This window comes from Streptomyces albicerus, from assembly GCF_008905045.1.
Taxonomy (GTDB): Bacteria; Actinomycetota; Actinomycetes; order Streptomycetales; family Streptomycetaceae; genus Streptomyces; species Streptomyces albicerus.
On sequence record NZ_VWMY01000016.1, the window covers coordinates 147,284 to 160,134 of the forward strand.

Annotated in this window: 11 protein-coding genes and 1 tRNA gene; 8 read left to right on the forward strand and 4 right to left on the reverse strand. The window is 69.7% G+C overall.

Features of this window, described 5'->3' with window-relative positions; all coding sequences use genetic code 11:
* Positions 1-207 precede the first annotated feature (207 nt).
* The 6 genes from GAS53_RS56305 (at position 208) to GAS53_RS16385 (ending at position 5,311) form a co-directional block, all read left to right on the forward strand.
* Positions 208-549 (forward strand): 3-hydroxyacyl-CoA dehydrogenase NAD-binding domain-containing protein, encoded by a 342-nt coding sequence (locus GAS53_RS56305; RefSeq protein WP_263974146.1) that lies wholly within the window; start codon positions 208-210, stop codon positions 547-549.
* Positions 550-999: 450 nt separating this feature from the next.
* A complete protein-coding gene (locus GAS53_RS16365) occupies positions 1,000-1,515 on the forward strand; it encodes a hypothetical protein (RefSeq protein ID WP_151478317.1) in 516 nt (171 codons plus the stop codon).
* 286 nt (positions 1,516-1,801) lie between these two features.
* The gene (locus GAS53_RS16370) at positions 1,802-2,473 is read left to right on the forward strand and encodes a hypothetical protein (protein WP_151478318.1); all 672 of its coding nucleotides are present in this window, start codon (positions 1,802-1,804) and stop codon (positions 2,471-2,473) included.
* Positions 2,474-2,725: 252 nt separating this feature from the next.
* Positions 2,726-3,607 (forward strand): site-specific integrase, encoded by an 882-nt coding sequence (locus GAS53_RS16375; RefSeq protein ID WP_192583136.1) that lies wholly within the window; start codon positions 2,726-2,728, stop codon positions 3,605-3,607.
* Positions 3,600-5,030, forward strand: a complete 1,431-nt coding sequence (locus tag GAS53_RS16380; protein WP_151478320.1) for a hypothetical protein — start codon at positions 3,600-3,602, stop codon at positions 5,028-5,030. The genes GAS53_RS16375 and GAS53_RS16380 overlap by 8 nt, the downstream gene beginning before the upstream one ends.
* 208 nt (positions 5,031-5,238) lie before the next feature.
* Positions 5,239-5,311, forward strand: a tRNA-Arg gene (locus GAS53_RS16385).
* 7 nt (positions 5,312-5,318) lie between these two features.
* Here the strand turns inward: GAS53_RS16385 and GAS53_RS55160 are convergent.
* The 4 genes from GAS53_RS55160 to GAS53_RS16400 form a co-directional block, all read right to left on the reverse strand.
* A complete protein-coding gene (locus GAS53_RS55160; protein ID WP_192583137.1) occupies positions 5,319-5,495 on the reverse strand; it encodes a hypothetical protein in 177 nt (58 codons plus the stop codon).
* Between the two features lie 2 nt (positions 5,496-5,497).
* Positions 5,498-6,916 carry an ATP-binding protein gene (locus GAS53_RS16390; RefSeq protein WP_151478321.1) on the reverse strand — a complete coding sequence of 473 codons (1,419 nt, stop codon included), beginning with the start codon at positions 6,914-6,916 and terminating at the stop codon, positions 5,498-5,500.
* 114 nt (positions 6,917-7,030) lie between these two features.
* Entirely contained in the window at positions 7,031-8,746 is a 1,716-nt protein-coding gene (locus tag GAS53_RS16395) for an ABC transporter ATP-binding protein (protein WP_151478322.1), read from the reverse strand.
* On the reverse strand, positions 8,743-10,548 hold the full coding sequence (locus GAS53_RS16400; RefSeq protein WP_151478323.1) for an ABC transporter ATP-binding protein: 1,806 nt from the start codon (positions 10,546-10,548) through the stop codon (positions 8,743-8,745). Before GAS53_RS16400 ends, GAS53_RS16395 begins: the two co-directional genes overlap by 4 nt.
* Before the next feature lie 76 nt (positions 10,549-10,624).
* Here GAS53_RS16400 and GAS53_RS16405 point away from each other — a divergent pair, with 76 nt between their 5' ends.
* Positions 10,625-11,485 (forward strand): helix-turn-helix domain-containing protein, encoded by an 861-nt coding sequence (locus GAS53_RS16405; RefSeq protein WP_151478324.1) that lies wholly within the window; start codon positions 10,625-10,627, stop codon positions 11,483-11,485.
* Between the two features lie 901 nt (positions 11,486-12,386).
* The gene (locus GAS53_RS16415; protein ID WP_151478325.1) at positions 12,387-12,737 is read left to right on the forward strand and encodes a hypothetical protein; all 351 of its coding nucleotides are present in this window, start codon (positions 12,387-12,389) and stop codon (positions 12,735-12,737) included.
* Positions 12,738-12,851: the final 114 nt, after the last annotated feature.

Below are 12,851 nucleotides of genomic sequence, written 5' to 3' on the forward strand. Positions count from 1 at the left end.
CACATGAGTCCCACGATGACAACGAACACGACCCACGTGCCCACTGCAGGCGTGGTGGACTGCGGGCTGATGGGTTCGGGCATCGCGGAACTCCGTGCTCGCAGGGGCCAAGGTCGCAGAGGCCAGCCGTGACGCGGCGCTGAAACTGCGCGTCTTCGCCGGACTGGACAAGGCCATGACGCGCTCCTGGCGTCGGACACCTCGTCCATCCCTGCCACGAAACTCGCCACTGCCACCAGCCGCCCGGGCCAGGTGATGGGCCTGCAATTCTTCAACCCCGTGCTGCTTCTCAACCTGGTCGAAGTGGTGCCTGCGCTGGTGACCGCCGAAGCGACGCTCGACCGGATAAGCGCCTTCACCACCGACGTACTGGGCCGGCACGTGATCGTGGCCCGGGACCGGGCCGGATTCGTCGTCAACTCCCGGCTGTTCCCCTTCATCGTCTCGGCGATCCGCATGTTCGCGTCGGGCCTCGTGGAGGCCGCCGAAGTCAGCGAGGGCATGGTCCGCGGCTGCGCCCGCCCGAGGAGCCTGCTGCGGCTGGCCTAGCACACCACCCTCGCTGTGGCCGAGTCCCTCTACGCCGAGTCCGCGAACCCCACCTGGCTCCGCACTGTTGTCACGGACGGTCCAGACGGGCCACCTCGGCCGCAAGACCGGCATCGGCTTCTACACGTTCCCTGCCACAGCGAGGCACTGACGCCCGTTCGGCTTGCCCACTCGATCAAGGTTCAGGAATCGAGGTCCGCCGGTCTCGCAGCTCCCACCAGCCGCCCGCACCAAGTGCTCTGGGGCTGCGCAGCCGAGAGCACACCCAGGTCGCACCGCAACGCGTCTCTCCGCAGCACGAGGTGCACTTCAGGTGCGAGCACCTTCGTCTTCCCTGGTCAGCGTAGGTGCACCCGCAGCACACACTCGCAGTGCACCTGCGAGTGAATGCGCATCCAACAGACTTGAAGACAGGGCGAGTTGTTGTTGTCTATGCTGTCGCCGCAGATCATGAACGCCGTGACCCGCGTCGACAGGAAGGGCGAGGTGGCAGTGGCCGATATCAATGTCTCCACTCACCACTTTCTCGCTCAACTCGCCAGCCAGGCAGAAGAGTTGAGGCAGGGAGCCGAAGCCGCTCGGCGTGCGCGCGACGAAGCGGCAGCGCGCCTCGCGGACTTCGAGAAGCGGCTGGCGGACAGTACGGCAGCGCTGCGCGCCCTGCGGATCTACACGGGCGAGGCCTCGAAGTCCCCCACGGGTGACGGAGGTGCCGGCACCGCGAGCGGCCCGGAGAGCACTCACGCTCTGTCGATCGAGGAAGCCATCCTCCATGTGCTGCGCGGAGAAGGTGGCCTGCCCCCTTTGGAGATTGCGCGGAGGATCGAGGCGCTCGGCGTGAGCAGTTCCGCGTCGAGCATCCGGGCTCGGCTCAGCAAGTCGGTCAAGCAGGGGACGCTCCGGCGTGACGGCAAGTCCAGGTACTCACTCGCCGTAGTGGGATCGGAGGGCACCCAGGCCTCGTAAAGATGCACAAGACACAGATCGGCCGCCGCAAGTTGCGAGCCCACGGCGGCCGTTGGCGTATGCCTCCAGACAAGGGTTCACACACCGGCGGCCAGCCTAGGCCATCCGGCGAGACCGACGTGAGCCCTTTCCGAAACAATCGCCGATCTTCGCGGCGACCAATGGAACAAGGACCCATGTAATGAGTGCTTCCTCGTCCGGACCAGCCGGACGCTCCTCCAGCCGGCGCGCACCACGCGGCCACGGAGCGAAGGCGACTTCCGACACCAAGCCCACGTCTTACCGCATGCCGGCCGTCGGGATCCAGGCTGACCGGCAGATGGATCTCCTGGCCGCCGCGGTCACCACATGCGCAACCGGCCGCCTGGCGGTCAAGATCCGCGACTTCGTCCGGGAGACCGGGCTGGAACGACGCGACATCACCCCCGCGCTACGTTTCCTGACCGACACCGGACTACTGACGTCGGGCCCGGCCGGATGGACGCCCACGGTCTCCGGCGTGCGCGTCGGGCAGTCATGGGCCACCAACCGTGAAACGGCCAGGACTGTCTTCGGTGACGCCTGGCGTGACTCCTGGGTGTACCGGCTCCTGTCCGACTCCGTACAGCCGGGTGTCGCATACAGCGCCGAGGACATCGCCAGGGCCATGAAGCCCTACCCGACATCCACCCTGTCACCGTGGGTGCACCTGGTGGACTGGCTCGAGCTCGCACGCTATGTCGAACGCGACGCCGACGGAAGGCTCCGCCTGTCGAAGGTGGTCGGAGCCGAGGAGGCGACTCAAGGCAAGACGGAGGACCAATCGCAGGGCCCGGCCGCCGATCCGTCCGCACCGCAGGTCGGACTCGTGCTCCCGTTGAGCATGGACCAGCTTCTGCATCTGACCGCCGAGGACTACGGCGCGGTGATGCGGTCGCTCGCGACGATCTACGACGTGTTGTCCCGCCAGCGGGCCTGACACCCCGTCGCTGAACCCGGCGCCTTCCGCCACCCTCTTCACCTTTTCGCGCGCGAGCGTTTGCGCACAGAGGGCTCCCCTCCCAAGGCTGGTGTGAACTTGCACCATTTTGGGAGGTAGTCACCCATGCCCGCCCCGCGCGCACCCAGACCCCACCAAACGCTGCCCGACGGTCCCAGCACGCCCGCGGTCATCTCTGCGGACGTGACGCTGGCGCATGCCGTCGAGCAGACGATCACTCTCTGGACTGACATGACTTCGCAGGGACAGATGTCCCCACAGACCAGCCGTTCCTTCGGGCAACTGCTGGAGCGCTACCAGCGCTATGCACAGGCCCGTGGGATTCTCCTCGTCGACGAGGTCACCGTCGACTTCGCAGAGGACTTCATTTTCGCCCAGGGACGCACCCGGCACGGGCTGATCGGTGAATCGGCCACCGCGACCCTGCACCAGCGCCGTGCCGTCCTGCGCTCCTTCTACCGGAGCCTGCGCGAGCTGGGCCTCACCGACACCGACCCCACCCGGGACATCGGCTTGCCCGAGCGCACCAGGACCCTGGTCCGCCCTCTGGACGAGGACGAAGCCATCGCCCTGCGGCACGCCGCAGAGTATGTGAGCAGGCCCAGCCGGCACGCCGCAGCAGCAGCCCTGGCCCTCTCGGGCGGGCACACCGGCGAGATCGGTCACACCCGCGTCCGTGACCTCGACGAGGACGCCGCGGCCGTCTGGATGCACGGCTCCACCCGGACCGATCCACGGTGGTGCCCTCTCGACCCGTGGGCGCTGCGCGTGCTCCAGGCGAGGGCCGCCTTCGTCAGCCGACAGCAGCGCATCCGGGAGACGGCACCGAACGCTCGGCTCGCCGTCTCCTCGGCCCCCGCCCCGGACGAACAACTACAGGCCCGGGCCTGTGTCGCGCTCTCCGACCTCATCCGCCGCATCGGCCTGAGTGCCGACCCACGCGTCAAACCGGCCTCGCTGACCGCATACGCCGCTGTACGGATCTTCGATGAAACCGGAAAGATCGAGACCGTCGCACGCGGACTAGGACTGCGCTCCCTGGACAGAGCCGCCGACCTCGTGGGCTACGACTGGGCGCACCGTGCGCCGGAGAGGCAGGTCGGCGGTGCCTGAGGACATCTTCGGAGACGCCGTCCCACCGGCCCGACGCGCGCCACGCAAGCGGGCCTTCACCGACAGGGACCGCCGCACCCTCCATGAGCGCCTCGTCGACTGCGCGCACAACCCCGATCTCTACGAGCTGGCCGAGACGCTCCCGCCACCCGGCAGGACCGGCAGGCCCCGCGACTACCCCGATGTCGCGTTCCTGTTCTTCCTGGCAGCCCGCAGCGTGCTGGCCTCCGCCCGCCGCGCCGCCGCGCACCTCGAAGACCCGGAGGTGTGGGCCATCTTGAAGGCCGGGGTACGGGCAGAGCTCGGGGCCGTGGCCGCCGCCGGCTTCCCCGAAACGGGACCGACCCGGTCCCAGTGGCTCCGTGCCCAGCAACGGCTACGCGAGTATTCGCACGACCTGTGGGACACGTACCGGGTGCTGGCCCTCGATCAGGCACTTGAGCAAGGGATCTTCCCCGAAAACGAGGCCCGATCCTGGAGCAGACCACAGCGACACCAGCTGATAGCCGCTGACGGAACCGTCCTCAAATCCCCGACCCTGGCCCGGGCCGACCAAAGCGTGGACATGACGACCGGCGAAATCCGATATCACCGTGTCGACCCCGCCTCGGTCCCTCAGACGGAAGGCGGCGGAACCGAGGTCTACGGCCCGAAATACGTCTTCTTCTCCGCCCGAAAAGACGAGAACTACCTGTCACGAGTCTTTCTGGACTCGCGCTACGTACCCCACCTTCACCCGGGCGGAGAGGCCGCCGTCGCCGTCGAAGGCGTCATCGACATCATGTCCGCGGCGCCCGGCTGCATGGGAGTCCTGTACGACGGCGCGTTCCGCGGCATACACCGCGATGCCATTGCCCGATACGGCGGCCTCGTCATCAACAAACAGCACAAGGGAAACGAACCACAATTCTATGAATCACTGCGCCCCGGTCGTTGCATCCACGAACTGTGGGCGGCCGACGGACGTATCGCTGAGAAAGTCCACTTCGCCGACGGCACCGCGGAACTCGTCCCCGTTCCCATCAAGCGACTGGAGCGACGCGGAATCCAGACGTTCCGCTGGTATCACCTCCTGGCCATTCCCTGCCGCCACGGCGTCCACGAACACAGAGTCGCTGTCGGGACGACGAGCCGAAAGGGCGAGCGGCCACCCGGCGAAAGTGACGAGGAACGCGGCTTCCACCGTGCCGAGCATCTGCAACAGATACCGGAGCTCACCCGCACCCATCAGCTTGTTTACCCCTACCGAAGCGACGCCGAGTCGGGCCACTCACAACTCGACGCCTCCCTGTGGAACGGACGCCTCATCTCCTACGGAGTCGAAGCCCAGCAACTCCTGACCCTCGGCTTCGTCCTCGCCCAGAACTCGACCAGCCGCGCACTGTATGAGGAGGCGGCACTCATGTTCAGCCACACGGCCTGACCATCCCCTCCGCTCCGAGACACCAGCGCCCGTCCGAGCCTCGATCCGGTACCCTGTGGATCGAGCGCCCCGGCGGGCGCTGCGGCGTGTCATGCGGGCTCCGCCCACCTCCTCGCCGCAGTTACTGCCTCAGGTCGCTCAGGGCTTGACCGAGAGACCTGGACACGACTCGTACACCGAGTTCCGCGCAAGGTTTCGCACAAGCCCCGCCTTCGTAGCTCAGGGGATAGAGCACCGCTCTCCTAAAGCGGGTGTCGCAGGTTCGAATCCTGCCGGGGGCACAACGCATTAGCCGCTGACCTGCGGTTTCTCGCCCAGGGAGGCGTTCCACTCGGCCTCGGACTCATCGTCCGGGGCCGTTTGCGTGAGCGGGAGGACGTCACCGTCACGGTGGGCCGAAGGCTCGGCCGAGCCGAGTTGGGGCGACAGGCCATAGACACCTGGCACCCACACGTATTCCGGCATGCTCAGGAGGACCACGCCGCGAGGAGTTCCGCCGGTCCGTACGCAGCGTCGAGCCCCGCACAGTCGGTCCCGCTGCGTGAGACAGCGATCACCGGCACGGGAGCAGTCGTGAGCGCGGCGCGGTGTCGGTGCAGCGCCGCGAGATCGTGCCGGTCGAAAGGGGAGTTCTCCAGCCACTTCACCGAGCCGACGAACAACAGTTCCTTGGCGATCGGCGCGCGGTCCACTCCCACGACGTCGATCTCCACATCGTTGGTACGGGTCCAGTAACCGCCGATGGCGGGGGCAGCGGGGAGGTTCGCGTCGGGCAGCAGCCGTGCCAGCGCCTCGCGCACCAGAGGTTCAACGGCCCTGCCACGCCAGCTGGTCCAGTTTTCGCGGATGCGCCGCAGTGTCAGGTCACCCCGGCCCCGCTCGATCTCCTGCATCGCCGGACCCAGGAGCTTCAGCCAGAAGCGGAGGTATGGATCCGCGACCCGGTAGCGGCGATCCTTCGAGGGCCGCGTGGACACGGGCAGCTCCGCCGCGATCACCCGCTTGTCCGCGAGGATCCCCAGCGACCGCTGGAGCGGGGTCGCCCCGATCCCGCCGGCGGCGCGGGCAATGTTGGAGAACGTCCGCTCACCGCTGCCGATCGCCGAGAGGACGGTGCGGGCTTGGACCTGCTGGGGGAACTCTGCAGCAAGCGAGCGCTCCGCCGACACCAGCAAGGCCGAAACCGGATCGCTGAGCGCCGCCTGCAGGAACTCCCACATCCCAGCGCCGTGCGTCCACTCTGCACAGATCAGAGGCAGTCCACCGGTGATCAAGGACGCATCGAAGGCCGAGGCGGGATCGAGGCCGAGCATCTCGCCCACCTCCGCCGGGTTGAGCGGACCCAGCACCATCTCCCGTCCGCGCTGGTGGAACGGGCGTCCATAGCTGTTCAACGACTCCATCATCGACAGGTCGGAACCGATGAGAACCAGCAGAACCGGCTTCTTCTCAAGCACTCGGTCCCAGGCCCGCTGAAGCATGCCCTCGAAGGCGCCCTCCGCGTCCATCAAATAGGGCACCTCGTCCATGACCACCACGCTCGCCCGGTCGTACGGCAGTGCCGCCGCCAGTACGTCGAAGGCGGCATCCCAACTCGCCGGGCGGGCCGCGGACAGCAGATTCGCCAGCGGAAGGCTGGACGACTGCGCATCCTGGCTGAGCCGCTCCAGGTCCGCCCCGTGCGACGCCTCCGTGGCGGCATAGAAGAGGAACGGCGCTCCGGACCTCTCGGCGAACCGCTCCACCAATCGCGACTTACCCACCCGGCGGCGCCCTCGAAGCATCACGCACCGCCCGGGCCGCTCCCCACCGATGCCCGCCGTCACCTTGCCCAGCTCGCGATCCAGCGTCTCGAGCTCGTGCCGCCTGCCCACGAAATCTGCCATGTCACCGCTCCCCGATGCCGCCTAATGCCACAGATACTAACATCACAGTTAGCAACATTGCTGTTAGTGACAGGATGGGCTTGCGCGGCCGGGGCGACAACCCGCACGGCCGTCTCAGTCCCGCGCCGCCCCGGCCAGGGACAGGTCCCAGTACGCGGCGTACCGGCCGGCGCGCCGCAGCAGCTCCTCGTGGCTGCCCTGTTCGACCACCCGCCCGGCGTCCAGGAAGGTGACGCGGTCGGCCCGGCGCACGGTCCCCATGCGGTGCGCCACCAGCACCACGGTCCGGCCCGCCATCAGCTCCTCGATGCCGGCGTGCACGGCCGCCTCGTTCACCGGGTCCAGGGCCGAAGTGACCTCGTCGAGCAGCACGATCGGCGCGTCCTTCAGCAGCGCGCGGGCGATGGAGACGCGCTGCCGCTCGCCGCCCGACAGCAGCGCCCCGCCCTCGCCCACGTCCGTCGACCAGCCGCTGGGCAGCCTCTCGATCACCTCGTCGAGACGGGCCGCGGCAGCCGCGGCCCGTACCTCGGCGTCGGTGGCGTCCGGGCGGCCGAGGCGCACGTTCTCCTCGATCGTGCCGTCGAAGAGATAGACGTCCTGGAAGACGATGGCGATCCGCGCCATCAGCGCCGCGGTGTCCATCTCCCGTACGTCCACGCCGCCGATCCGCACCGCGCCCGCGTCGACGTCGTAGAAGCGGGCGAGTAGCTGCAGCAGCGTCGTCTTGCCTGCGCCCGACGGCCCGACGACGGCGAGCCGCCGGCCCTCGGGTACGGACAGCGTCACTCCGTCGGCGACCGCGCGGTCTCCATGCCGGAAGGTGACGGCGTCGAACACGACGTCGTGACCGGCCGGTTCGCGCGGCGCGCAAGGCTCCGGCAGCGGCTTGGTGTTCAGGACGTCGTCGAGGCGGGTGAGTTCGGCGCGGGCGGCGCGGATGCCGCCACTCATCTCGGCGAGGGACAGCAGCGGGTCGGCGCAGCGGGCAGCGAGCACCAGGACTGCAAGCACCTCGGCCGGGCCGATGTCCCCGCCGAGGGCGAGGTACGCACCGAGCGCGAACAGCGCGGTGAACACCGCCTGCACGGTGACCGCAAGACCCAGCACACCTGGCAGCGCCGAAATAGTGGAGCGACGCGAGGCGCGGCGCAGTTCCTTCAGGGAGTCGTCCAGCAAACCGAATCGCTCGCCGGTGCGGCCGCCGGCGCGCAGCACCGGCTGGGCCTGGAGGTACTCGATGACGCGGCCGGTAGCCGCGCGCTCGCGTTCCACGCGCTCCGCGTCGGTCGCCGTCGTCGCGCGGGCCGTACGCACCTGGACCGCGGCTACCAACGGCACAGCGGCCAGGCCGGCAAGCCCCAGCTGCCAGTTGAAGGCGAGCATCACGGCGACGATCGTCAGCGGCGTCACACAGGCGGAGACAAACGGCGCCAACAGGTGCGCGATCACGCTCATCGCCTGCAACACGCCCTGGCTGGCGAGGACGGACACCTCGCCGGTGCGGCCGGGTTGATACCAGCCGATGGGCAACCGGGCGAGGTGTTCGCCGAGGCGCTCGTACATGCCGTGCAGCATCGTCGTGCCCACGCGGAAACCGGAGCGGTCGCTGATGTACCGCAGCACCGCATAGACCGCCACCGCCGCGCCGAAGGCGGCCAGCCAGGGCCGGGCGTCCTCGGGTGTGCTGCCGAAGAGGGCGCGCAGCACGGGTACCAGCAGGGCGTACGACAGTCCCTCGGCGAGGGCGGTCGCCGTCATCAGGGCGACGGTGCGGCGCACCGGCCCGGCGTACTCGTGGCCGAGCACACGCAGCAGTGTGCTGATCATCGGGCCTCTTCCCCTTTCATGGCACCGGCTTCCACGGGACCGGCTTCCATGGCACCGGCGTGGATCTTCCAGAATTCGGCGAATGCGCCGTTCAGCGCGAGGAGTTCCGCGGTCGTGCCCCGCTCCACGATCTCGCCGTCGCGCAGCATCACGACGGTGTCGGCGTCGGCGATCGTCTCCAGGCGGTGGGCGATGACCAGCGTCGTCCGCTTCTCCCGGGTCTGCGCAAGCACATCGCGCACCGCCTGCTCGGTCTGCGGGTCGGCGAAGGCGGTGGCCTCGTCGAGGACCAGGACGGGGGCGTCCGCGAGCAGGGCACGGGCGATCGAGACGCGCTGCGCCTCGCCGCCGGAGAGGCGGGCGTCCTCGCCGATCACCGAGTCGTAGCCGCGGGGCAGTTCGAGAATGCGGTCGTGGATGCTCGCCCGGCGGGCGGCGCGGACAACGGCGTCGCGGTCGGCGTGCGGGACGGCGAGGGCGATGTTGTCCGCGACCGAGGCACGCAGCAGCCGGACGTCCTGGAAGACGAAGGACACCCGCCGGTACAGCTCCTGGCTGCCCACCTCACGCAGGTCGACGCCGCCGAGGAGCACGGAGCCGTGCGTCGGGTCGTAGAACCGCGGCAGCAGCTGCACCAGCGTGGACTTGCCGCTGCCGGACGGCCCGACCACGGCCGTGATCGTCCCCGGCTCCAGCACCAGGTCGATACCGCGCAGCACCTCGCGCCCGGCCGCGGCACCCTCGTACCCGAAGCGGACGTCCCGCAGCTCCACCCGGTGTCCCTCGGGCGCCACCGGCCGTACGGGCTCGGGCAGCGACGGCTCGGCGAGTACGTTCCGGATGCGACCGACGGCGCGCCGCGCGGCCTGCAGGTCGTCGAAGCCGTGCCCGAGCGCGGCCACGGGCGCGGTCAGCCCGAGGCCGAGGAGCAGGAAAGGCAGCAGGTCCGCCGGGGCGAGCCCGCCCCCGGTGATCCGGTACGCGCCGCCGACCAGCACCGCCAGCAGCACGAACGGCGGCGACAGCGCCACCTGCATCCCGGCGGCGACCCCGGAAAGACCGCGCACCATCCGGTAGAAGCTCCGGGTGAAGTCGCCCACCGCGGTACGGAACTTGCCGTGCGCCCGCTCCGACCCGCCGAACGCCTTCACCACCGCGATGCCCTGCACGAACTCGACCACCGACGCCGAGATCCGCCCCATCGCGGCGTCGAACTCCTTCTGCTCGCGCAGCCGCGTAGGGGTCATCATCAGCGGCACCAGCGCGACCGCCAGCAGCACGGGGATCAGCGTGATCAGCGTCAGCCGCCAGTCCACGGTGAGGAGGTAGCCGAGCGAGACCGGCGGCACCACGAAGGCGGAGACCAGCTCGCCCGGCGTGTGCGCGATGAGCGGGTGCACGGCGCTGACGTCCTCACCCACCAGCTTCGCCAGCTCCCCGTTGCGCCGCCGCGCCAGCCAGCCGATCGGCACCCGCCCGAGCCGCGCGGCGAGTTGCCGGCGCAGTGACAGCTGCACCCGGGTGTCGAGGAGGTGTCCGACGCCGGACGAGGCGGCCGTGAACAGCAGCCGTACGAGCAGCCCTGCCGCGCCCGCGAGCACGACGTTGCGCACGTGCCCGTCGTCGGCCGGCCCCGGCGCCAGCAGCGTACGGCCGAGCTCGACGACCGCGAACAGCGGCGCCAGGCCGGCGACAGCGCCGATGACCTGCAGGACGACGACGACGGCGAAGCCGCCCGCGTACGGGCGCAACAGACGGGCCACGCCCGGTGGTGGCGGCGCGGTGGTTCCGGTGGAAGTCATGCGCTCACCTTCGCCGCGGCCGCGGCCCGCTGGATTGAAGAAATGTTCCGTCCGGGCGGGCCCGTAGCATGGACACATGTCAACTGCCGTGCGCCAGCGCGTCGCTGCCCCCGTGTGGCAGGTCACGCGCCCGGCCCGGCCCAGCCGCGTACCCGGCGTCGTCCTGGCGGGGCTGCGCGACCGCGGCCCGGCTCCGGTCGACCACCGGCTCGACCCGCACCCCGTGCTGACGCTGGCGCTGGCCTGCGGTGAGGCGGCGCTCGGCATCGACGAGTCGACGGGGCGGCAGCACCGCGGCAGCCTCGTCACCGGGCTCGGGTTCGGTGTCGGCGGTGCGGCGCGGGTGCGGGCCGCGAACGTCGAGTGGATGCAGGTGCGCCTGTCCCCCGCCATCGCGCGCGCCGTGCTGAGCGTGAACCCTGCTGAGCTGGAGAGCTCCGTGGTGGCCGTGGACGACCTGTGGGGAGAGCGGCCGGCGGCCCGGCTGCGCGAGCAGCTGGCCCAGGCCGCCTCGTGGGAGGAACGCTTCGCGCTCGTCGAAGCGTTCCTCGCCCGGCTGTCCGCCGCGGGGCCCGCCATCGAGCCGGAGCTGGCCTGGGCCTGGGACCGTATCGTCGCCGGGCACGGCCAGGTGCGGGTCGAGGGGCTGGCCGACGAGCTGGGCTGGAGCCGCAAGCGCCTGTGGTCCCGCTTCCACGCGCAGCTCGGCCTGCCGCCCAAACGCGCCGTGAAGCTCGTCCGCTACGACTGGGCCGCCACCCGCCTGGCCGGGGGCCAGGAGGCGGCCAGGGTCGCGGCCGACTGCGGCTACGCCGACCAGTCGCATCTGCACCGGGACGTCGTGGCGTTCACCGGTGTGACCCCCGCAACCATGGCCGGCCAGTCGCTCATCGCGACGGCCGACATGGCGTGGGTGGACCACGTGCCACGCCTCTAGGCCCTGTCTCCCCGAGACAGGACCTAGGCACGAGGGGGCAATGCCCCAGCCTCCCGTTTCGACGGGCCGCACCGGCCACCGCCGCCAACCGGCGGAGATACCCGAGGTGGACGAGTTCCCGGGCGGAGTACGGATGTACGGCCCCGTCACCGGCGCCGGCAGCCCGCTCGCGCCGCCGATGCGGGTGACTCCGGCTGACGGCGGCTTCGTGGGGCGGTGCGATCGGGGCATCGCGCACGAAGGACCACCCCGGCTACGGCCACGGCGGCATCAGCGCCATGCTCCTCGACGAACTGACGGGGTAGGCATGCGGCGCGGCCGGCAACCCGGGCATGCCCATCTCACTCCGGATGCGCTACCACGGGCCGGTGCCCCTTGCAGACCCCCTTGCGGGCGATCGCTCGAGTCACGGGAACCGACGACCGCAAGATCTTGGTGACGGGCTCCATCGCCCAGCGCCCCTACGTCGAAATAGCGCGCTCTTCTCTCCACGCGTGAGCGATGCGTGAGCGGACGGTGGAACACGAGCCACCATCGGAGATCGCTCCCCGTCGTAGGCGGCGCGTGACGTCGTCGAGCTGCGCCGTCGTGACGCGAACTCGCCGACACCACCCGGGAGTTTCGTCGGTGCCCCTGGTTCAGCGCCGAATGGCCCACGCCGCCTCGCGCTCGCGGCGCGGCCACCCGGGTGGTCCGGCGCGGAGCGCCTACGCCCGCGTTCGGCCTCGTAATGCCTTGACGGCACAGGGAACTTGAGCCGGCCGCCGAGCCGACGCCCGCGCTCGTTGATCAGACGATCCGGCGTGCCGACGAGTCAATTTCGGACATTTGCTTATTAACCTCTCGCCATCTTATGACGTGGTGGATCGCATACGCGTCCGCTTCAACGCTCGGAGAAGACATGCGCAAGACTCTCAAGACGGCTGTCGTAGCCGTCCTCCTCGGCACCGTCGGCTTCCTCGGCACCGGCACCGCCTACGCCCACGGGAACGGGCACGAAAAAGGGCACGGGCACGGGAAAGAACACGGGAAAGGGCACGGGAAAGGGAAAGGGCACAAGCACCGCGGCGCGGAGAGCAAGACGCTCGTCATCACCCAGAGCACCTCATGCAGTACGACCGACGAGAACACCGACGTACAGGGCCAGTCCGCGTACGGCAACTGGTCCAACGGCAAGGTCTCACCTGGCCCGCAAACCACCAACATCGGCTCACGCCTGGGGTGCAACAACACCCTCGTCCTCGGCAAGTAGCTCACTCGGGTCCCCGCGCCGAGCCACCCGCCCGGCTCCTCGAGAACATCGCCATCGACGAGCCTGCCCGGGTGTCGACTGCAGTTGCTTCGCTCCGTATCGGGGCTGGCGCTG

What these genes read in the sequence shown, in the direction of transcription:
- GAS53_RS16365 (WP_151478317.1), top strand. Translation starts at nt 1,000, where the DNA reads ATGAACGCCGTGACCCGCGTCGACAGGAAGGGCGAGGTGGCAGTGGCC.
- GAS53_RS16370 (WP_151478318.1), top strand. Translation starts at nt 1,802, where the DNA reads ATGCCGGCCGTCGGGATCCAGGCTGACCGGCAGATGGATCTCCTGGCC.
- GAS53_RS16375 (WP_192583136.1), top strand. Translation starts at nt 2,726, where the DNA reads ATGACTTCGCAGGGACAGATGTCCCCACAGACCAGCCGTTCCTTCGGG.
- GAS53_RS55160 (WP_192583137.1), bottom strand. Translation starts at nt 5,495, where the DNA reads ATGCCGGAATACGTGTGGGTGCCAGGTGTCTATGGCCTGTCGCCCCAA.
- GAS53_RS16390 (WP_151478321.1), bottom strand. Translation starts at nt 6,916, where the DNA reads ATGGCAGATTTCGTGGGCAGGCGGCACGAGCTCGAGACGCTGGATCGC.
- GAS53_RS16395 (WP_151478322.1), bottom strand. Translation starts at nt 8,746, where the DNA reads ATGATCAGCACACTGCTGCGTGTGCTCGGCCACGAGTACGCCGGGCCG.
- GAS53_RS16400 (WP_151478323.1), bottom strand. Translation starts at nt 10,548, where the DNA reads ATGACTTCCACCGGAACCACCGCGCCGCCACCACCGGGCGTGGCCCGT.
- GAS53_RS16405 (WP_151478324.1), top strand. Translation starts at nt 10,625, where the DNA reads ATGTCAACTGCCGTGCGCCAGCGCGTCGCTGCCCCCGTGTGGCAGGTC.
- GAS53_RS16415 (WP_151478325.1), top strand. Translation starts at nt 12,387, where the DNA reads ATGCGCAAGACTCTCAAGACGGCTGTCGTAGCCGTCCTCCTCGGCACC.